15 protein-coding genes, 2 pseudogenes and 3 riboswitches are annotated in these 20170 nt (G+C 72.2%); of the genes and pseudogenes, 13 read left to right on the forward strand and 4 right to left on the reverse strand.

Translation table 11 applies throughout. The annotated features are described in order from the left end of the window. Positions 1–663: 663 nt before the first annotated feature. Positions 664–1890, reverse strand: a complete 1227-nt coding sequence (locus ACIQIB_RS05835) for an MFS transporter (protein WP_331749496.1) — start codon at positions 1888–1890, stop codon at positions 664–666. A 181-nt stretch (positions 1891–2071) separates the two neighbouring features. On the opposite strand from ACIQIB_RS05835, the gene ACIQIB_RS05840 reads away from it, so the two are divergent. Together ACIQIB_RS05840 and ACIQIB_RS05845 are read left to right on the forward strand one after the other, a co-directional pair. Beyond that, entirely contained in the window at positions 2072–2611 is a 540-nt protein-coding gene (locus ACIQIB_RS05840; RefSeq protein WP_363607682.1) for a CGNR zinc finger domain-containing protein, read from the forward strand. 25 nt (positions 2612–2636) lie between these two features. After that, positions 2637–2864: pseudogene (locus tag ACIQIB_RS05845) on the forward strand (transposase); the annotation flags it as partial. Between the two features lie 117 nt (positions 2865–2981). Here the strand turns inward: ACIQIB_RS05845 and ACIQIB_RS05850 are convergent. Continuing rightward, positions 2982–3464, reverse strand: a complete 483-nt coding sequence (locus tag ACIQIB_RS05850; RefSeq protein ID WP_363607681.1) for a hypothetical protein — start codon at positions 3462–3464, stop codon at positions 2982–2984. Between the two features lie 683 nt (positions 3465–4147). Here ACIQIB_RS05850 and ACIQIB_RS05855 point away from each other — a divergent pair. The 8 genes and pseudogenes from ACIQIB_RS05855 to ACIQIB_RS05890 all read left to right on the forward strand — a co-directional run bounded on the left by ACIQIB_RS05855 (position 4148) and on the right by ACIQIB_RS05890 (position 13620). Next, complete coding sequence (locus ACIQIB_RS05855; protein ID WP_400756906.1) at positions 4148–4963, forward strand: serine hydrolase; 816 nt, start codon at positions 4148–4150, stop codon at positions 4961–4963. Beyond that, positions 4960–6561: a PucR family transcriptional regulator gene (locus tag ACIQIB_RS05860; protein WP_400756908.1), complete on the forward strand. Its 1602-nt coding sequence runs from the start codon at positions 4960–4962 to the stop codon at positions 6559–6561. Before ACIQIB_RS05855 ends, ACIQIB_RS05860 begins: the two co-directional genes overlap by 4 nt. 87 nt (positions 6562–6648) lie before the next feature. Continuing rightward, positions 6649–6839: riboswitch (cobalamin riboswitch) on the forward strand. Positions 6840–7047: 208 nt separating this feature from the next. Next, positions 7048–8546: pseudogene (locus ACIQIB_RS05865) on the forward strand (CoA-acylating methylmalonate-semialdehyde dehydrogenase). An 8-nt stretch (positions 8547–8554) separates the two neighbouring features. Continuing rightward, positions 8555–9697: an acyl-CoA dehydrogenase family protein gene (locus ACIQIB_RS05870; RefSeq protein WP_400756910.1), complete on the forward strand. Its 1143-nt coding sequence runs from the start codon at positions 8555–8557 to the stop codon at positions 9695–9697. Further along, complete coding sequence (locus ACIQIB_RS05875) at positions 9697–10773, forward strand: enoyl-CoA hydratase/isomerase family protein (RefSeq protein WP_400655013.1); 1077 nt, start codon at positions 9697–9699, stop codon at positions 10771–10773. The genes ACIQIB_RS05870 and ACIQIB_RS05875 overlap by 1 nt, the downstream gene beginning before the upstream one ends. Positions 10774–10775: 2 nt before the next feature. Beyond that, on the forward strand, positions 10776–11666 hold the full coding sequence (gene mmsB, locus ACIQIB_RS05880) for a 3-hydroxyisobutyrate dehydrogenase (protein ID WP_400757065.1): 891 nt from the start codon (positions 10776–10778) through the stop codon (positions 11664–11666). A 107-nt stretch (positions 11667–11773) separates the two neighbouring features. After that, a riboswitch (cobalamin riboswitch) is annotated at positions 11774–11903 on the forward strand. Positions 11904–12005: 102 nt separating this feature from the next. After that, the gene (locus ACIQIB_RS05885; RefSeq protein WP_400756912.1) at positions 12006–13097 is read left to right on the forward strand and encodes a peptidase; all 1092 of its coding nucleotides are present in this window, start codon (positions 12006–12008) and stop codon (positions 13095–13097) included. Between the two features lie 37 nt (positions 13098–13134). Beyond that, the gene (locus ACIQIB_RS05890; protein WP_363607673.1) at positions 13135–13620 is read left to right on the forward strand and encodes a flagellar hook-length control protein FliK; all 486 of its coding nucleotides are present in this window, start codon (positions 13135–13137) and stop codon (positions 13618–13620) included. A gap of 72 nt (positions 13621–13692) precedes the next feature. Here ACIQIB_RS05890 and ACIQIB_RS05895 read toward each other — a convergent pair whose 3' ends face one another. Further along, entirely contained in the window at positions 13693–14205 is a 513-nt protein-coding gene (locus tag ACIQIB_RS05895; RefSeq protein WP_363607672.1) for a nuclear transport factor 2 family protein, read from the reverse strand. Between the two features lie 29 nt (positions 14206–14234). Here ACIQIB_RS05895 and ACIQIB_RS05900 point away from each other — a divergent pair, with 29 nt between their 5' ends. From ACIQIB_RS05900 to metE, 3 genes are all read left to right on the forward strand, one after another. Further along, on the forward strand, positions 14235–14993 hold the full coding sequence (locus ACIQIB_RS05900; RefSeq protein ID WP_400756913.1) for an SDR family NAD(P)-dependent oxidoreductase: 759 nt from the start codon (positions 14235–14237) through the stop codon (positions 14991–14993). 51 nt (positions 14994–15044) lie between these two features. Continuing rightward, positions 15045–15929: an ABC transporter substrate-binding protein gene (locus tag ACIQIB_RS05905; RefSeq protein ID WP_400756915.1), complete on the forward strand. Its 885-nt coding sequence runs from the start codon at positions 15045–15047 to the stop codon at positions 15927–15929. A gap of 79 nt (positions 15930–16008) precedes the next feature. Next, a riboswitch (cobalamin riboswitch) is annotated at positions 16009–16234 on the forward strand. A 136-nt stretch (positions 16235–16370) separates the two neighbouring features. Continuing rightward, complete coding sequence (metE, locus tag ACIQIB_RS05910; RefSeq protein WP_400756916.1) at positions 16371–18680, forward strand: 5-methyltetrahydropteroyltriglutamate--homocysteine S-methyltransferase; 2310 nt, start codon at positions 16371–16373, stop codon at positions 18678–18680. 462 nt (positions 18681–19142) lie between these two features. Here the strand turns inward: metE and metF are convergent, their stop codons facing one another. After that, positions 19143–20060, reverse strand: coding sequence for a methylenetetrahydrofolate reductase [NAD(P)H] (gene metF / locus ACIQIB_RS05915; RefSeq protein ID WP_363607667.1), 918 nt, complete (start codon positions 20058–20060; stop codon positions 19143–19145). Between the last annotated feature and the right edge of the window lie 110 nt (positions 20061–20170).

A 20170-nucleotide genomic window follows, 5' to 3' on the forward strand; every position in this document is an offset into this window, starting at 1 on the left:
GGACATCCCCTCTGCGATCCGCACCCAGAACTCCCGCTCCACACCGCGCCGGATCGGGGGCCGCCCCGGCGAACGCATCGCCGGACGCCCCGTCAACGTCGTGATCCAACCTGCTGGCCGTCCCATGCAACACCACCTCAATCAAGGTGTTGCGACGATCAATTGAATCCGCCGAATATACGTCGAGTGAATCCCGAACCGGGATAAGCAAGTTGGACATGAGGCAGTCGATGGGGCGAGTCGGCTCCTGTTACGATGACGCCGCTGCCGAGAGCTTCTTCGCCGTACTGAAGGAGGAGATCGGCACCCGGTCTGGCCGGACCGCGCCACCGCCCGCGCGGAGGTCTTCGCGTTCATCGAGACCTTCCATGACCGCAGGCGTTCTCCGCAGGCACCCCGAGTGGGGCTACCCCACGCCACCCGAAATCCACCAGCGGCACCAGCAAGGCCACACCCTCGCGGCGTAGATGGAGAGTGTCCGAGCCGAGGGTGGAACTTCAGTCCCCCGTCTGGTCAGGATCCGGGACAGTCGTCACCGTCAACGGGGCCCTCTCCCGGAGGCGGCTGGGGTATGCCTCCGGGCCTTCCGGGTCCCGTGTCGCCTTGGGGCGCATCTGCCCGGTGCATCGGGCGGGGAACGCGGAAAGGTCCGAAGGTGCGTTCCTAACGGGATTCCAGGGCCGACCGGGTGACGTTCCTGAGGAACAGCACCGGCGTCGCCGCTGTGGTTACCGCGAACACCCCGAAGGCCAGCCGCATGCCGCCCAGTTCGGCCAGCAGGCCCACCAGAGCCGCACCGAGCGGCATGGCGCCGAAGCTGAAGAGCCGAGCCGCCGCGTCGTAGCGGCCGAGCATCTCGTCGGGGACCTTGCGCTGGGCGACGGTCCGGGAGTTGACCGTCCAGAGCGTGCCGCCCATACCGCCGAGGAAGGCACCGCCCGCCACTGCCCAGATGTTGGTGGTCAGGGCGGGCAGCGCCACCATCGCGGCGGTGCCGATCAGGTCGGCGAACATCGCCCGGCGAGCACCGAGCAGCCGGTTCACCCAGGTCACAGCCATCGTGCCGGCCAGCCCGCCGATGCCGAGGGCGCTGAGCACAATGCCGTACTGCTGCGGTCCGAGTTCCATGGCCTGCTGGGCGTAGAGCGGCATGAGCGCCAGCCAGGCGCCCCAGACGGCGGCGAGCACACCGACGACCAGCGACAGTGTGCGCAGCACCTCGTCTCGCCAGAGGAAGCGCAGCCCCTCGGCGATCCGGCTGTTGACCGAGACGGGAGCCGCGTCCGGGGCGGGCCCGTCGGCCCGGAAGTGGCCCACCAGCAGGAGCAGGGCCAGGGCAGCGACCGCGTAGGAGGCGCTTATCAGCCCCAGCGCGAGACCCGTCCCGGCGGCCAGCAGCAGCCCGCCGATGAAAGGCCCGGCGAACTCCTGCCCCACGGTCTCGGCCCCCACCATCCAGACGTTGGCGCGCTGCCGGCCCGCTGCCGGCACCGCAGCCGGTACCAGAGCGGAGGCGGAGGTCGAGGCCAGTACGTCGGCGACGCCGAGGATCACCCCGGCGGTGAAGAGCTGGCCGAGCGTGAGGGCACCGGTAACGGCTGAGACGGTGAGCCAGCCCATCGCAGCCAGCCGCATCCCATTTGCGCCCCAGAGCAGCCGCCGCCGGTCGAAGCGGTCGACGATCACGCCGATGTGCAAGGCGACAAGCAGCCAGGGCAGCGTGAGGGTCAACGAGACGGCGGTGACCTGGGCGGGAGAGCTGGTGAGCTGGGCGGCGAGCAGGGGGAGGGCCATCTTCATCACGCCGTCGGCGAGGTTGGTCGCGGCGGTGAAGCCGACCAGGACAGCGGTGTTGCGGCGACCAGGGTCTGGTGGGGCGCAGGGCCCCAGTGTCGACGTGCCGAGGCTTTTGTCGGTCTGCGTTCGTTCAGGCACCGCTGTGGCCATGACCATCCCCTAACTACCTAACGCTTTAGCCGGTGAGATCACTTTGACGTACACCCCCGCCATCGCGCAACCGGTAAAACGTTTAGGCGGTAGAGTGGTGGAAACCTGTAGGAGGTGACCCGCAATGCTGGAGCCACCGGCCTCAGCCGTCCTGGTGGAGGCGTTCGCCAACACGGTCGACGTGGAAGAGGCACATGATGAGATCGCCACCCCGGCCGGACTGGCCGACTGGCTGAAGGACCGCGGCCTGCTCGACGCACCCTGCGAGATCCCCACCGAAGTGCACGAGAACTATGTGACCCTTCGCGCAGGCATCCGCGAGGAGTTGGGCGCCCATGTCGGCGACACCCCCGACGCGGAACTGCTCGCCGCGGCGGACCGGGTGCTGGCCGAACACCCTGTGCTGGTCACGGTGCGCGGCTCACTGACCCCTGCGGCGGAGCTACCGGCGGAGTGTGGGCCGCTGGCCACGCTGGCGATCGCGTGGAGTGAGCTGGTCACGACCGGGGATGCTGCCCGACTTAAGCGCTGCGCAGAGCACACCTGCGGTTGGGCTTTCTGGGATGTGTCGAAGAACCGCAGCCGCCGCTGGTGCTCGATGAAGGTGTGCGGGAACCGCAACAAGAGCCGGTCCTACGCGTCCCGGCAACGGCAGACGATCTAGCCGTCGGTCGGCCGCGTTCCTGTGCTGGATATCCAACCTGCCCGCCGGCATCCCGGCCCGGGATCTGGTCCGCCTCGCGAAGTTACGGTGGCGCATCGAGCACGACTACCGCGAGCTGAAGACCACCCTCGGACTCGACCACTTCGAAGGCCGCTCATTCACCGGCTGGCACCGCCACGTCACCCTCGTCACCGCCGCCCACCTGTTCCTGACCGAACGGCGGACCTGCCCAAAAGTCCCTGCCAGGGCCTGACCCTCTACCAGGCCCTGGACCTCCTCCAACATCTGCTGGCCACCTGGACCGGAACCTGCCCCACCTGCCGACAACCCACCCCATGGCAGCCCTGCGACACCACCTAACAAAGCCCTACTAGCGAGCCGGGAAGGAGTCCAGAGCAAGATCCCATCGGTCGGCCTCGCGAAGCAGTGCTGCAGTATCCAGCCGCATCTCCACGAAGTGCTGGTAGATGTCCGCCCCGTCATCTCCCTGCTGCCATGGGGGCGCTGCCTCAAGGGAGAGGTGAACACGAATCACTGCCCCGCTGTCGCTTCGATCAGCGAGGCTCACGGCAAGGACCGGTTCGACGAACCATGTGTCCGGAGACAGCCAGCCTTCGGCATCGGGCCCCGTCACCGCCACCGTCCCGGCGGCCACCGCCCGCAGCCACGCGGACACCTGACGGGCTTCATGAGCCAGCAGACATGGATCAGCAAAGGACCAACTGCCCTCGGGAGTGGCCACCGACCCGCCAATGACCAGCCAGTTGTCGTCGTAGGAGTCGCCTCGGACCGCAGCAAACTGATAGCGCAACGGACGGAGCTCAACGCTGCTCGCGTGATCACTCAAAAGCACGGCCACAGGTTGTCACGGCCCCGCAGCTCAGTGCGGCTCATTAAATGATCACCTGGATCGGTCCGCTGTATCAGACGTCATGCCTTGCCCCGTCGAAGGCGTACGTCCGGACCGGGTCAAGGTGCAGCTCGTATGGCCCGGAGCAATCTGCGGCGAGAGTGGCGATCCGGACCCCACACGGGCAGGCTCGGTTGGGTCCTTCGGTTCCGTTCGGGCCGCAGCAACTGGTGCTGTTCTCCCACCCTGGCAGCGGCTGCAGGCCGGGGGCGTCATCAGGGTGGACAACGACCGTGTCGCGGACGCCAGCCGAGACGACGAAGCCTTCCTCGGTGGCCATGAGCGGTCCCCGAGGATAGCCCGGTACCGGGTTGTCTTGGTCTTCCTGCCGGACGAAAGGCGCTCCCCACGGCTCGCGCTCGATCGCATAGTGACCCCGCGGCACAGTCGGAGACGCCTGGCGTGCTCCCTTGGGCCGAGCACTGTCGAGGTCCGGGACGATCGGAACGTCGGACAGCGCCGTCAAGTCGGGCGTGAGCGCAATGCCGCACTTGGAGCAGTAGAAGACCGTCATGAGACCCGTTGTAGTCGCAGATCCATAGGCTCCGCACCTCCAATTCGCCTCGGCCGCCTACCATTGCCGACAGCGAACCCGTCTGCATGACGACCTATCTGACTGCACGAGCGTGCGGGTTCACCGGCCTACCCCTTCACGATTCGGCGAACTCGCCCTCTTTGCCGCCGGCCGGCTGGAACGCACCGAATGGCATCCGGTGCCCCCGCCGCTGCGGGACGGCGGCATCGGCACCTCCGGCTGTGCCGACCCGGTCGAGCTGAGCCTGCGCGACCTCGTCCTGCTGATGCTGACGACGAGCGACAACGCCGCCACCGACGTCGTCCTGCACCGGGTCGGCCTCGACCGGGTCAACGCCCTGCTCGCCGGGCTCGGCCGCGACCGGACCCACCTGGTCGGCGGCTGCGCGGACCTCATCGGCTCACTGCTCGCCGACCTCGGCGCCGCCGACGAGGAGGAGGCACAGGCCAGGCTCGCCGCCCTCACCCCCGCGCAGACGATGGCACTGTCGGTCTGCGTGCCCGAGCGCACCACCCGGGGCACCGCCCGCGACACGGCCGAACTCCTGGCCCAGATCTGGCGCGACGAGGCGGGCCCGGCCGAGGCCTGCGCCGAGGTCAGGTCGGTGATGGGCCGTCAGATCTGGCCGCACCGGCTCAGTTCGGGCTTCGAGGACGGCTACCGGATCGCCGGCAAGACGGGCACCCTGCCCGGCTGGCGCAACGAGGCCGGGGTGGTCGAGCACCCCGACGGCGGACGGTACGCGGTGGCGGTGTTCACCCGGGCCGAGACGCCCCGGCAGCGTGACCCCGGCGCGGACCGGGCGATCGGCCGGGCCGCCCGGATCGCGGTCGACGCACTGCGGGCGACGGCACCGTCCACCCCGGAGCCGTCGTCGGTGGTGAACCCGCCTACTGTGACCGCATGATCCCGACCGTGCGGGCCGTCCTCGGCCGCATCCTGACCGACCTGGGATCGACGCTGGTCGAGGTCGTGGCCGGGGACCCCGACCCGGTCCGACCGGTCGGCGGGGTGCTCATCCACGACCCGATGGACGAGCCCGCGCGGCTGCCCGGGGCCGTCGTCCTCGGCGTCGGCGTCGCCGGTGCGCCGGCCGTCGCCGCCCTGGTCGAGCGGGCGGCCGGCCTCGGCGCGGCCGCCGTGATCGTCCGCTCGCCGGTCGCCGTCGACGACACCGTCGCCGTCGCCGTCGCCGGGAGCGGCGTGCCCGTCCTCGGCCTCACCCCGGGCGCCTCCTGGGCCCAGGTCGCCGCCCTGCTGCGGGCCCTGCTGGCCGTCGACGAGTTCGCGGGCGAGGACCTGGCGGGCGCCGGGGAGGACGTCGGCGGCCCGCTCTCCGGCGATCTGTTCGCCCTCGCCAACGCGATCGCCGCCCTCCTCGACGGGCCGGTCACCGTCGAGGACCGCGGCGGCAAGGTACTCGCCTTCTCCAGCCGCCAGGACGAGGGCGACCCGGCCCGGATCGCGACCATCCTGGACCGCCAGGTCCCCGCCGAGAAACTCCGCGACCTGGAGGCCCGGGGCGCCTTCCACGCGCTCTACCGCAGCGAGGGCCCGCTCTACGTCGACGGCGTCGCCGACAAACCCCGGGTGGCGATCGCCGTCCGGGCGGGCGGGGAGATCCTCGGCTCCATCTGGGTGGTCGTCCAGGACCGCCTGGGCCCCGACGGCGAGCACGCCCTGACCGAGGCCGCGAAGGTCGCCGCCCTCCACCTGCTGCGCCGCCGGGCCGGCGAGGACGTCGGCCACCGGCTCCGCGCCGACCTGCTGGCCACCGTCCTCGAAGGCGGCGCCGCCGCACCGCAGGCCGCCGCCCGGCTCGGGCTGACGGCCCAGCCCGCCTGCGTCCTGGCCCTGACGGTGCTCGGCGACTCCTCCGCCCCCGACCTGCTCGCCGCCGGCCACCGCTCCGGCGAGGCGCTCGCCCTGCACCTGGCCGCCGTCCACCCGCGCGCCGCCACCGCCTCGCTCGGCGGTGTGACCTACGCCGTCCTGCCGAGCGGCTCCGACGAGGCGGCCGTCCGGGTCGCCGACACCTTCCTCTCCCGGATCGCCCCCCGCGTCCCGGCGGTCATCGGCCTCGGCCGGCTCGCCGCCCACCCCGGCGAGCTGCCCCGCTCACGGGCCGACGCCGACCGCGCCCTGCGGGTGCTCACCGCCGGCGGCACGCCGCACCGCGTCGCCCATCTCTCCGACGTCTACGTCGCGTCGCTCCTCCTCGAACTCGCCGACCGGGTCCACGCCGAGGACGACCTCCCCGACAACCCCGTCGCCCGCCTGCGGGCCTACGACGCCGAACACCACAGCGCGCTCACCGAGACCCTCGCGGCCTGGCTGGACACCTTCGGCGACGTCGTCGCGGCCGCCGCCGCCGTCCACATCCACCCCAACACCTTCCGCTACCGGCTCAAGCGCCTCGCCGAGGTGGCGGACCTCGACCTCGCCGACCCCGGGGCCCGCTTCGAGGCCATGCTCCACCTCCGCCTCACCCCGCCCACCCCCTGACCGGGGCGCGGCTCTGCGTACGGGCCGCGGGTCGCCGCTCGGGGGAGCTTCGGGGCGGAGCCGGAGGGAGCGGCACCCTGGACTTGCTAGGACGTCCGACTATATGGTCGTGGACAAGGCCCGCAGTGCAGGGAAGCCGGTGTGAGTCCGGCACGGTCCCGCCACTGTGACCGGGGAGCGCGTCACCGCAGTACCAGCCACTGGCAGCCGGCCGGGAAGGCCGGGTGGCGCGCGCTGATCCGGGAGTCAGGATACCGACTGCGGGTGTTCCGTGTTGTCCACGAGGATGGAGCAAACACGCATGGCACCGGTCTGTGTCCTTCCTGGCCCTGGTGATCCTGCGACGGTCGCGGCACGCACGTCACCCTGACGGCTCGCCGCGCCCGGCAGCACCCGCGTCCCGCACACCTGCGTGTCGGGCGGGCGTGCCGCCGTGCCCCGGTTCCCTCGGATCCCACCTGACATCCTGACGAGAGCAGGCTTGTGATGGTCCGTGAACTCACCCATTTCATCGGCGGAAAGCATGTCCCGGTACGTCCGGGGTGTTCGGCGACGTGTACGACCCCAGCACCGGCACGGTCCAGGCACGGGTACCGCTCGCGAGCCGGGCCGAGACCGAGGCGGCGATCGCCGACGCCGAACAGGCCCAGACCGAGTGGGCCGGCTGGAACCCGCAGCGTCGCGCCCGGGTGCTGCTGCGCTTCCTGCAACTCGTCGAGGCCGAACGCGAGCCGCTGGCCCGACTGCTCTCCGCCGAGCACGGCAAGACCGTCGCCGACGCCCACGGCGACCTGCAACGCGGCCTGGAGGTGGTCGAGTTCGCCGCCGGCGTGCCGCACCTCCTCAAGGGCGAGTTCACCGACGGCGCCGGCCCCGGCATCGACGTCCACTCGCTCCGCCGGCCGCTCGGTGTGGTCGCCGGCATCACCCCGTTCAACTTCCCCGCGATGATCCCGCTCTGGAAGGCCGCACCCGCCATCGCCTGCGGAAACGCCTTCCTCCTCAAGCCGTCCGAACGCGACCCCTCGGTGCCGCTGCGGCTGGCCGAGCTGTTCCTGGAGGCCGGCCTGCCGCCGGGCGTGCTGAACGTGGTCAACGGCGGCAAGGAGGCGGTCGACACCCTGCTCGACGACCCCCGGGTGCAGGCCCTGGGATTCGTCGGGTCCACGCCGGTCGCCCAGTACGTGTACGCCACGGCGGCGGCCCGCGGAAAGCGGGCGCAGTGCTTCGGCGGTGCCAAGAACCACCTGATCGTCATGCCCGACGCCGATCTCGACCAGGCCGCCGACGCGCTGATCGGTGCGGGCTACGGTTCCGCCGGCGAGCGGTGCATGGCCATCTCCGTCGCGGTGCCGGTGGGGGAGGAGACCGCCTCCGCCCTGGTCGCCAGGCTCACCGAGCGGATCGCCGCGCTGAAGGTCGGCGCCGCCCACGATCCCGAGGCCGATTTCGGCCCGCTCGTCAGCCGGGACGCCCTGGAGCGGGTGCGCGGCCTCCTGGACCTCGGCGTCCAGGAGGGCGCCGAACTGGTGGTCGACGGACGCGAGTTGACCGTGCCCGGGTACGAGGGCGGCTACTTCCTCGGCGCCACGCTCTTCGACCGCGTCACCCCCGGGATGCGGATCTACCAGGAGGAGATCTTCGGCCCGGTCCTGTGCGTGGTCCGCGCCGCGGACTACGAGGAGGCGCTGCGGCTGCCGAGCGAGCACGAGTACGGCAACGGGGTGGCGATCTTCACCCGGGACGGCGACACCGCCCGGGACTTCTCCCGGCGGGTGAACACCGGTATGGTCGGTGTCAATGTGCCGATTCCGGTGCCGGTGGCGTACCACACCTTCGGCGGCTGGAAGCGCTCCGGGTTCGGCGACCTCAACCAGTACGGGCCGGACGCGATCCGCTTCTACACCCGGACCAAGACCGTCACCTCGTGCTGGCCCTCCGGGGTCAAGGAGGGCGCGAGTTTCACCATCCCCACGATGGGCTGAGGGCCGCTGTGCACAGGGAACTGACCGAGGATCAGCTCGCCATCGTCTCGACCACCAGGGACTTCGCGCAGGAGTGCCTTGCCCCGTACGCGGTGGAGTGGGACCAGAACAAGCACTTTCCCGTGGACGTCCTCGCCAGGGCGGCCGCTCTCGGGCTCGGCGGCGTCCACGTCCGCGAGGAGTGCGGCGGCTCCGGCCTGACCCGGCTGGACGCCGTCCTGGCCTTCGAAGCCCTCGCCACCGGCTGCCCCTCCATCGCCGGCTACACCTCCATCCACAACATGGTCGCCGGGATGATCGACCGCCACGGCACACCCGGGCAGCGGGCCCGCTGGCTGCCGGGCCTCTGCTCGATGCGCGACCTGGCGAGCTACTGCCTCACCGAGCCGGGCGCCGGCTCGGACGCCGCCGCACTCACCACCCGCGCCCGCCGCGACGGCGACCACTACGTCCTGGACGGCGTCAAGCAGTTCATCTCCGGCGCCGGGTCCTCGCAGGTGTACGTGGTGATGGCCCGCACCGGTGGCGAGGGGCCGCAAGGCATCTCCGCGTTCGTCGTCGAACGCGGGGATCCGGGACTCTCGTTCGGGCCCAACGAGCGCAAGATGGGCTGGAACGCCCAGCCCACCCGCCAGGTGGTCCTGGACGGCGTCCGGCTGCCCGCGGACCGCCTGCTCGGGGTGGAGGGCGGAGGTTTCCGGATCGCCATGAACGGCCTCGACGGCGGCCGGCTCGGCATCGCCGCCTGCTCCCTCGGCGGGGCCCAGGACGCACTGGAACGGGCCACCAAGTACCTCGCCGAACGGGAGGCGTTCGGCGCCAGGCTCCTGCACGCCCAGGCCCTGCAGTTCCAGCTCGCCGACATGGCGACCGAGCTGGAGGCCGCCAGGTCGCTGCTCTGGCGCGCCGCCACCGCGCTGGACGACGGCGACCCGCAGGCCCCCCACCTCTGCGCGATGGCCAAGCGCTTCGCCACCGACACCGGTTACGAGGTCGCCAACCGCGCCCTCCAACTGCACGGCGGCTACGGCTACCTCGCCGAGTACGGCGTCGAGAAGATCGTCCGCGACCTGCGGGTGCACCAGATCCTCGAAGGGACCAACGAGATCATGCGCGTCATCGTCGCCCGCGGCCTGACCGGGGCCGCCTGATGAACACCGGGACGGAACAGGAGGACGTCCTCCTCGAACGCGAGGGCCGGATCGGCCGGATCGTCCTCAACCGGCCGAAGGCCCTCAACGCGCTGACCCACCCGATGGTCCGCCGGATCGACGAGGCCCTCGCCCGCTGGGAGCAGGACGAGACCGTGGCGGCCGTGGTCATCACCGGCGCGGGGGAGCGCGGCCTCTGCGCGGGCGGGGACATCCGCGCCATCTACGAGGACGCCCGGGCCGGCGGCACCGCCTCCCTCGGCTTCTGGCGCGACGAGTACCGCCTCAACGCCAGGATCGCCCGCTACCCCAAGCCGTACATCGCCGTGATGGACGGCATCGTGATGGGCGGCGGAGTCGGAATCTCCGCCCACGGCCGTGTCCGCGTCGTCACCGAACGCACCAGGATCGCCATGCCCGAGACCGGCATCGGCTTCGTCCCCGACGTCGGCGGCACCTACCTGCTCGCCCTCGCCCCGGGCGAACTCGGCACCCACCTCGCACTCACCGCCGCGACCGCCGGACCGGGCGACGCGCTGCTGTGCGGACTGGCCGACCTCCTCGTCCCCGCCGCGAAGCTGCCGTCGTTCCTCGCCGCGCTCACCGAGGAGGAGGTCACCGCCGCGGTGCACCGCCACGCCGCTCCCGTCCCCGCCGGCCCGCTCGCCGCACAGCTCGACTGGATCGACCACTGCTACGCCGCCGACACGGTCGAGGAGATCCTCGACCGCCTGCGCGCCAGCGGGGAGGGCGCGGCGAAGGAGGCCGCCGAGCAGATCGCCGCCAAGTCGCCCACCGCCCTCAAGGTGACCCTGCGCTCGCTGCGCCGGGCCCGCCGGCTCGGCCCGCTGGAGCAGGTCCTGGACCAGGAGTACCGGGTCTCCAGCGCGGCCCTGCGCTCGCCCGACCTGGTCGAGGGCGTCCGGGCCCAGGTGATCGACAAGGACCGCTCCCCACGCTGGTCGCCACCGGCCCTGGAGGCCGTGACCGAGGACGACGTGGACCGCTTCTTCACCCCGCTGGGCCCGCAGGAGCTGGGCCTCGGCACCACCACCGCATGGGAGGAACGCTGGTGACCATCCGCACGATCGCCTTCGTGGGACTGGGCAACATGGGCGGCCCGATGGCCGCGAACCTCGTCAGGGCCGGCCACCGGGTGACCGGCTTCGACCTCGACCCCGACGCCCTGCGCCGCGCCGAGGCGGCCGGCGTGCCGGCCGCCGCCTCCGCGCCGGCCGCCGTGGCCGACGCGCAGCTGGTGATCACCATGCTGCCCGCGGGCCGCCAGGTCCTCGACCTCTACCGGGACGGCGGACTGCTGGCCGCGGCCGAGCCCGGAACCCTGTTCGTCGACTGCTCGACCATCGACGTGGCCGACGCCCGCGAAGCGCACGCGGCGGCCCTCGCGGCGGGCCACCGGGCGCTGGACGCGCCGGTCTCCGGCGGTGTGACCGGTGCGAGCGCCGCGAGCCTCACCTTCATGGTCGGCGCGGCGGAGGAGGACTTCGCCGCCGCCCTGCCGGTCCTGGAGGCGATGGGCCGCAAGGTCGTGCACTGCGGCCCGTCCGGCGCCGGGCAGGCCGCGAAGATCTGCAACAACATGATCCTCGGGATCTCGATGATCGCCGTCAGCGAGGCCTTCGTCCTCGGCGAGCACCTCGGCCTGAGCCACCAGGCGCTGTTCGACGTGGTCTCGACCGCCTCCGGCCAGTGCTGGGCGCTCACCAGCAACTGTCCCGTGCCCGGTCCGGTGCCCGCCAGCCCCGCCAACCGGGACTACCGGCCCGGCTTCGCCGCCGCGCTGATGGCCAAGGACCTCGGCCTGGCCGCCGACGCCGCGAAGGCCGCCGGTGTTCCGGTGGAACTGGGCTCCCACGCGGCCGAGCTGTACGCCGGGTTCGCCGCGGACCAGGGTGCCGGGCTGGACTTCTCGGCGGTCATCAACACCATCAGGGAGAGCGCGAAGTGACGGGCCACGAGCCGGTCCTGGCGGAGGTGTTCTGACCCGTGAGGCCGGGGTCGGGGTCGGGGCCGGCGAGTGGCCGGCCCTTGACCCCTTCTCCGCACGACCGACATGATGAGCCGTCATGTACTGACTCCGCCGCTGGGGGAAGTCCGGTCCGAGTCCGGCGCTGACCCGCAACGGTAGGCCGCCGACGGCTGTCGGCGGCGAGCCCGAGGACCCGTCGGCGGAGGCGTGTGTTCCCTCCTCCCGTCGTGGTCTGCGGGCCGGAGTTCCCAGGGCTGCCCGGTTCCGCACCGGCGGCCGGGCGGGGACCCCGTGCGCCCGGGCCCGGAAAGGCGTCCCATGCCCACGCTCCGCCGCTCCCTCGGTCTGCTCGCGATACCCGCGCTCGTCCTGACCGCCGTGCTTCCGGCGTCCGCCGCCCAGGCGGCCCAGGCTCCGGCCCCGGCTCCGGCTCCGGCTCCGGTCTCGATGACCGTCCGTCCCGACGCCGCCGCGGCCGGCTGGCTCGCCCGCCAACTCGTCGACGGAGACCACTTCGAGACCGTCTTCGACGGCACCGCCTACCCCGACCAGGGGCTGACCATCGACGCCGTGCTGGCCTTCGCCGCCTCCCACAGCTCCGACCAGGCCGCCGCGAAGGCCACCGCCTGGCTCGCGCAGCCCGGGATCATCAGCGGCTACCTCGGCGACGGCACCACCGAGGCGTACGCCGGGGCCACCGCCAAGCTGCTGCTCGCCGCCGAGGTCCGCGGCGAGGACGTCCACGGCTTCGGCGGTGTCGACCTCCCGGCCCGGCTCCGCTCGCTCCAGAGCCCGAGCGGCCGCTTCTCCGACCGCTCCCAGTGGGGCGACTACAGCAACGCCTTCGGCCAGTCCCTGGCGGTGATCGCCCTCCAGCGCACCCCGGACGGCGCCCCGGCCGCCGCCGTCGACTTCCTCGCCGGCAGCCAGTGCCCGGACGGCGGCTTCCCCGTCGCCTTCGGCCAGACCACCTGCGCGGGCGACCCGGACGCCACCGCGCTCGCCGTCCAGGCCCTTGCCGCCACCGGCCGCACCGCCAAGGCGAACGCCGGACTCGGCTGGCTGACCGCCCACCAGAACACCGACGGGGGGTTCGCCGCAGCCGGCGCGACCACCTCCAACGCCAACACCACCGGACTGGCCACCCAGGCCCTGCTGTCCACCGGACGGCTCGGCGCGGGTCTCAAGGGCTGGAGCAGCCTGGTCAAGCTCCAGCAGGGCTGCGCCGCCGACGCCGCCGTCCGCGGCGCGGTCGCGTACGACGCGTCCGGGTTCAGCCAGGCCAACGGAGCCCGGGCCACCGCGCAGGCCGTCCTGGGTCTGTCCGGCACCCCGCTGGCCGCCCTCTCCGCCCACGGCGCGCGCCCGGCAGCCCCGGTCCTGGCCTGCCCGGCACCGGCCGGCCGCTGAAACCGCCGAAACCGCCGATCCCGTGAGGAGCCTTTCGATGACCCGCACCCCTGCCCCGGCCCCGGCCCGCCGGATCCGCCGCACCGTCGGTTCGGTCGCCGCCGTCGCGGCCCTGACCGCCGGCCTGCTCGGCGCCTCCGCCGCCCAGGCGCCGCGGGCGAGCGCCACCGCCTGCACCGGTACGACCGGCGTGACCGTCGTCGTCGACTTCGCCGCGCTCGGCGGCGGAATCGAGACCGGCTGCGCCCCCGGCGACCCGGCCAGCGGCCTGGCCGCACTGACCGGCGCCGGCTTCCCGTACGCCTTCCACCCGCGCTACCCGGGTTTCGTCTGCAAGATCAACGCTCTCCCCGCCACCTGCACCAACCCCACCGGCACCGCCTACTGGTCGTACTGGCACGCCCAGCACGGCGGCCCGTGGTCGTACAGCTCGCTGGGCGCCGGAAGCTACGACCCGGCCCCCGGGGACGTCGAGGGCTGGTCCTTCGGTGCCGGTGCCCAGCCGGGTATCACCGCGCCCTGATCCCCACCGGGCCGATCCGCCTCGGTGCTCCGGCTGGAACGGAGAAATCCGGCTGGAGCACCAGGAGGCCCGTCATGGTGCCGGCTCCACCCATTGGGCACGCCAGGCGGGCGGAGCGAACGGATCCGCGAAATACTGGGTCTCGCGGGCGACCTTTCCATCGCGGAATTCCATCACGCTGACGGTGGGTACCGGTTTTCCGTCGTAGTCGAGCACGTATTCGGTGATCCAGAGGTCCCCGCTGCCGAGAATCCGGCGGATGGTGAAGCCGAGCCTGGCCGGGTGGTGTGAGCGCAGCGCCTGCAGGTTGTGGCGGCCGTGGATGCGCTCACCCGACTGGGGATAATCAACGATGACGTCGTCGTGGTAGATCTCGTGCTCGGTGTCCTGGTCCCCTGCGGCGGACGCTGCCCAGTGCCGATCCAGCGCCGCTCGGGTCTCCTGGTGCCCCATCGTGTTCCCTCCGATCACAGCGGTGTCGGACGAGGCGCACATCCGGTGTGCCGGCCTCCTGCCGACCACCGTAACCCCGGCGGCGGTCCCGCCGCCGAGCATGGTTTCCGGACGGTCATCCCGGCGGCCCACGATGACAATGACAGACAGGGAGTGGTCCCATGACCGGGGCGACCGGCAGGGTGGCATTGGTGACAGGGGCCGGCAGCGGAATCGGTGCGGCCACCGCGCGCCTTCTGGCCGCACGAGGGATGCGCGTGGTGGTCAACTACCTGCACAGCGGCACGGCAGCCGGGAAGGTCGTGGCCGGCATCGAGGCCGCGGGCGGCCAGGCCATGGCCGTGCAGGCCGACGTGCGCGAGGCAGCGGCGGTCGAGAGCATGATCGAGCAGGTCCGGGCGGCATGGGGCGGCACCGACGTGCTCGTGCACAACGCGCTCACCCCGTATGTGGTCAAGCCGTTCCAGGACATGACGTGGGAAGAGCTGGGCGGCAAGCTCGACGACGAGCTGCGTGCGGCGTTCGCGGTCACCAAGGCCGTCCTGCCCGCCATGACCGAACAGGGCTGGGGACGCATCGTCTATCTCGGCACCGTCCTCAGCCGCCAGCCCCGGGAGGGCATGATCGCACTGGGCACGGCCAAGGCCGCACTGGCGCAGTTCGCCCGGTACCTCGCCCAGGAGCTGGGCCCGCTGGGCATCACGGTCAACGTCGTCGAGCCCGGCCCGGTGGACGGCACCCGCATGGCGGCGGATGTGCTCGACGAGGAGCACAGGCGTCGGCAGGTGGCCGCCACCCCCCTGGGCCGCCTGGCACACCCGGACGACGTCGCCCGGGCGGTCGCCTTCTACGCCGGCGAGGACAGCGCCGTCATGACCGGCACCACGGCCGCGGTCAACGGCGGGATGTCCATGTACTGACGCCCCGCCGTCCTGTGCGCACGGCGGCGGCACGATCAAGGAAAAACGTTCATGTACACGATCGATCTCGCCTACGTCGGGCGGGGCCTGCACGAGGAACTGGCCGCCTACATCGCCGACCAGCAGGGCTACTACGCCGACGAGGGCGTCCACGTCGCGCTGCACGACGGCTGCTCGTGGGACGAGGAGCGGCTGCGCCACGGCGCCACCATCGGGCTCGGCCGGGCACTGCTGTCCCGACTGGCCGACGGCACCCCCTGGGTCGCCCTCAGCGTCAACACCCACCGCCCGCTGTTCTGGTTCCTCGCCCGCCCCGGCCTGACCTCCCTGGCCGACCTGGCCGGCCGACGGCTGGCGGTGCACGCTCCCCACACCGCACCCGGGTGCTTCACCCGGATCGTGCTGCGCCGGGCCGGCCTCGACCCGGACCGCGACATCCACACCGTCGTCCGCCCGCCCGGCGACTACGGCATGGACCTGCGCAGGCTGCACGAGGGCAGGATCGACGCCGCCCTGGTCGGCAGCACCATGGCACCGGAAGCGGTAGCCGCCGAGTACGGCTGGCAGGTGCTGGCCTGGGTCGGCGACCACTTCAGGATCCCCACCGTAGGCGTGGCCGTCGACCCCACCCACCTCCACCCGGACGACCCCGCGGTCCAGGCCGTCGTACGAGCCCTGCAGGTGATCCACAACGAACCCGACACCACGGTGCGCCACATCCGGACGTTCCTCGGCCGGCACACCGCGGACGAAGCCCGAGCCCACTACGAGACGTTCATCGCACCGCATTTCACCACCGACGGCCAAGCCGACCTCGCCGTCGGCGCCACCGCGATCACCGCGGTCGCCGCCGAACTCGGCGTCCCCGCCACCGTCACCGCAGCCGATTTCTACCGCACCGCGACCGCCGACGGGACCGGGTCACAGCGTGGCTGAGGCGGCCACCTGCCCGGAATCGGTCTCATCCGGCCATCCGGCATTCGGACGGGCGGTGACGGCGGGCCCCGCGGGCCCTAGTCTGTGCGGTGCAGTCGGTTCGTCATGTCCTCCAGGCATGGCGTCGTAAGAGGGAACCCGGTGTGAATCCGGGACTGCCCCGCAGCGGTGAGTGGGAACGACCGCCGTCACATGCACTGGACCCCGATGGGGCCCGGGAAGCGACGGCCAGTAGGTGCCGGAGAAGGCCGACAGGCCCGGCGTGCCCGCGAGTCCGAAGACCTGCCACTGCCCGCGTGCACCCCGCACGCGGTGATCTCGGTGACCTCGAGGGCGGGTCGGCGGAGCGGGCGGGCACATCCTGGTGCCGCGCACCCCTGTCGTACCTTCGCCTCCTCGCGCTCTCCCGGGATCGCAGCGCGACTCGCGAAGGAGAGTTCCGTGTCAACGAGTTCCACCACCCCGCAGGCCACCGTGTACGGCTACCCGAGGCAGGGGCCGAACCGGGAGCTGAAGAAGGCGATCGAGGGCTACTGGGCCGGCCGGATCAGTGCCGAGGCCCTGTACGCCACCGCCGCGGACCTGCGGCGCGACACCTGGCGACGGCTCACCGACGCCGGTGTCACCGAGGTCCCCACCGGGGACTTCTCGCTCTACGACCATGTGCTGGACACCACGGTGGCGGTCGGCGCGATCCCCGCCCGGCACCGCGCCGCCGTCGACGCCGACCCGCTGGACGGCTACTTCGCCATGGCCCGCGGCACCCAGGAGGTGGCGCCGCTGGAGATGACCAAGTGGTTCGACACCAACTACCACTACCTTGTACCCGAGTTGGGACCGGACACGGTCTTCGCCGCCAACCCGGCCAAGCCGGTCGGCGAGCTGCGCGAGGCGATCGCCCTCGGCCACACCGCCCGCCCGGTCCTGGTCGGCCCGCTCACCTACCTGCTGCTCGCCAAGCCCGCACCCGGGGTCACCGCGGACTTCCAGCCGATCACCCTGCTGGACCGGCTGCTGCCCGTCTACGCCGAACTCCTCGCCGACCTGCGCGCCGCCGGAGCGGAGTGGGTCCAACTCGACGAGCCCGCCCTCGTCCAGGACCGCACACCGGCCGAACTCTCCGCCGCCGCCCGCGTCTACCGGGAGCTCGGCGGGCTCACCGACCGGCCCAAGCTGCTGGTCGCGACCTACTTCGACCGCGCCGGCGAGGCCCTGCCCGTTCTGGCCAAGGCCCCGATCGAGGGCGTCGGGCTCGACTTCACCGGCCCCGGCGCGGCCAACCTCGACGACCTCGCCGCCGTCGGCGGCCTGCCCGGCAAGCGCCTGGTCGCCGGCGTCGTCGACGGCCGCAACATCTGGCTCAACGACCTGGAGAAGTCGCTCTCCGTCCTCGGCACGCTCCTCGGCCTCGCCGACCGGGTGGACGTCGCCCCGTCCTGCTCGCTGCTGCACGTCCCGCTGGACGCCGCCGCCGAGCGCGACCTCGACCCGCAGGTCGCCCGCTGGCTCGCCTTCGCCCGTCAGAAGACCGGCGAGATCACCACCCTCGCCCGGGGCCTGCGCGAGGGCACCGACACCGTGGCGGCCCAACTCGCCGCCAACCGGGCCGACCTGGCCTCCCGCGCCGCCTCCGCGCTCACCCGCGACCCGGCCGTCCGGGCCCGGGTCGCCGCCACCACCGCCGAGGACGCCCGCCGCGCCCAGGCCTACCCCGAGCGCGCCGGGGCCCAGCGCGTCCGCCTCGGCCTGCCGCTGCTGCCGACCACCACCATCGGCTCCTTCCCGCAGACCACCGACCTGCGCACCGCCCGCGCCGACCTGCGCGCCGGCCGGATCGACGACGGCACCTACCAGGACCGGATGCGCGCCGAGGTCCGCGAGGTGATCGCCTATCAGGAGAAGGCCGGGATCGACGTCCTGGTCCACGGCGAGCCCGAACGCAACGACATGGTCCAGTACTTCGCCGAACAGCTCACCGGCTACCTGGCCACCCAGCACGGCTGGGTGCAGTCCTACGGCACCCGCTACGTCCGCCCGCCGGTGCTGGCCGGCGACATCTCGCGGCCCCACGCGATGACCGTCGACTGGTTCCGCTACGCCCAGGACCTGACGGACCGCCCGGTCAAGGGCATGCTCACCGGCCCGGTCACCATGCTCGCCTGGTCCTTCGTCCGCGACGACCAGCCGCTCGCCGACACCGCCCGCCAGGTCGCCCTCGCCCTGCGCGACGAGGTCACCGACCTGGAGGCGGCCGGCGCCGCCGTCGTCCAGGTCGACGAACCCGCCCTGCGCGAGACGCTGCCGCTGCGCGCGGCGGGCCGCCCCGGCTACCTGGCGTGGGCCACCGAGTCCTTCCGGCTCTCCACCTCCGGGGTGCGCGCGGACACCCAGATCCACACCCACATGTGCTACGCGGAGTTCGGCGCGATCATGACCGCGATCGACGACCTCGACGCCGACGTGATCTCCCTGGAGGCGGCCCGTTCGCACATGCAGGTCGCGCACGAGCTGGCCGAGGCCGGCTACCCGCGTGAGGTCGGCCCGGGCGTCTACGACATCCACTCGCCCCGGGTGCCGAGCACCGAGGAGGCCGCGGCCCTGCTCAGGGCCGGACTGGCGGCCATCCCCGCCGAGCGGCTCTGGGTCAACCCCGACTGCGGCCTGAAGACCCGTGGCTGGCCCGAGACCCGCGCCTCGCTCGACCACCTCGTCGAGGCCGCACGCCTGGTCCGTGCCGAGCTGAAGGGCTGACCCGAGCCGAAGCCGACCCCGGTGCCGGGGTGGGGCGGGGGCGACCGTCCCCGCACCCACCCCGTACCGGCTGTCGGCCGGTTCCCCGGATGCGACAGGAGGGGAGCGGTGGGAAGGAAGTTCGAGGCTCGTCGCATCCGTGTGGACGGGCAGGTGATGATCGCCATTCCCGAGAAGGAGTACGCGATCCTGCTGGCCGGCCGTCGGCAGGTCGGAGCACAGGGAGCCCGGATCCGGGTGCTGCAGCACGCCCTCGGCCAGGCTGGCGGCGGCCCAGCCCCACACCTCGCCTGTTGCGGGACCGCCGCTTCCGGGCGGGTCGTCGGCGTCGGACGGCGCGAGCCCTCCGGCGACAGGGGAGACGTGATCGCCTCGCCGCCCGGACCGGTGACGTGGTGGCCGGTGACGTGGCGGCCGGTGGCCCTCCGCCGGGGATCGGGCGGGGGCCACCGGCCACCGGTGTCAGTTCCGGTTGTGCAGGCCGAGATTCTGGTAGATCTCCGTCGTGACCGTGGAGAAGTTCATCGTCATGAAATGGAGCCCGGGAGTGCCCTCGGAAATCAGCCGGCGGCACATCTCGGTGGCGAAGTCGATACCGATGGAGCGGACCTGCTCGGCGTCGTCCTGCGCGTTGGTCATTCTTTCGACGAATGACGGAGGAATGATCGCGGTGCTGAGCTCGGGAATGCGCCGGAGTGACCGGATCGTGGTAATCGGCATGATTTCCGGGATGATCGGGACGGTGCACCCGGCCTTCTCCGCCCGGTCGCGGAACCGGAGATAGCCGTCCACGTCGAAGAACATCTGGGTGATCGCGTAGTCGGCCCCGGCCCGGCACTTCTCCACGAAATGCCGGATATCGCTGTCGCGGTCGTGCGAGCGGGGGTGCGTCTCGGGGAACGCCGCGACGCCGACACAGAACTCGCCGGACTCCTTGATCAGCTCGACCAGCTCCGTCGCGTACGTCACGCCCTCGGGGTGGCGCACCCAGTCGCCCAGCGGGTCGCCGGGCGGATCGCCCCGGAGGGCGAGGATGTTGCGAACGCCCTGGTCAGCGTAGTGGCCGAGGATGTTGCGCAGCTCGGCGACGCTGTGGTTCACCGCGGTCAAATGGGCGACCGGGGTCAGCGTGGTCTCCTGGGCGATCCGCCCGGTGATGCCGACGGTGCGTCCGCGCGTCGATCCACCCGCGCCGTAGGTCACGGAGACGAAGGTGGGTGACAGTGCCTCCAGCCTGCGGATCGCATTCCACAGACCGGCCTCCGCCCGCGCACTGCGGGGAGGCATGAACTCGAACGAGTAGGAGCATTCCCCGGCCGCCAGGAGCTCGCGGATCGGGACTGCCCGGTCGGTCCTCGTACTGGGGGTTCCGAGAGTCATGCGGGATATTGTCGACCGGTGCCGGGAATTCCCATGCGGGTGTCCACCTAGTGATACGCGGGCCCGCCGGGACGCCCGTTCCGGAGGGAGCTCCCGGGCTTCGGGCCGGC

The organism is Kitasatospora sp. NPDC092286 (assembly GCF_044755565.1).
Lineage (GTDB): Bacteria > Actinomycetota > Actinomycetes > Streptomycetales > Streptomycetaceae > Kitasatospora.

Coding starts and splice junctions, on each gene's coding strand:
- ACIQIB_RS05840 (WP_363607682.1), top strand. CDS start 2,072: ATGCTGGAGCCACCGGCCTCAGCCGTCCTGGTGGAGGCGTTCGCCAAC.
- ACIQIB_RS05860 (WP_400756908.1), top strand. CDS start 4,960: ATGATCCCGACCGTGCGGGCCGTCCTCGGCCGCATCCTGACCGACCTG.
- ACIQIB_RS05875 (WP_400655013.1), top strand. CDS start 9,697: ATGAACACCGGGACGGAACAGGAGGACGTCCTCCTCGAACGCGAGGGC.
- ACIQIB_RS05885 (WP_400756912.1), top strand. CDS start 12,006: ATGCCCACGCTCCGCCGCTCCCTCGGTCTGCTCGCGATACCCGCGCTC.
- ACIQIB_RS05890 (WP_363607673.1), top strand. CDS start 13,135: ATGACCCGCACCCCTGCCCCGGCCCCGGCCCGCCGGATCCGCCGCACC.
- ACIQIB_RS05900 (WP_400756913.1), top strand. CDS start 14,235: ATGACCGGGGCGACCGGCAGGGTGGCATTGGTGACAGGGGCCGGCAGC.
- ACIQIB_RS05905 (WP_400756915.1), top strand. CDS start 15,045: ATGTACACGATCGATCTCGCCTACGTCGGGCGGGGCCTGCACGAGGAA.
- metF (WP_363607667.1), bottom strand. CDS start 20,060: ATGACTCTCGGAACCCCCAGTACGAGGACCGACCGGGCAGTCCCGATC.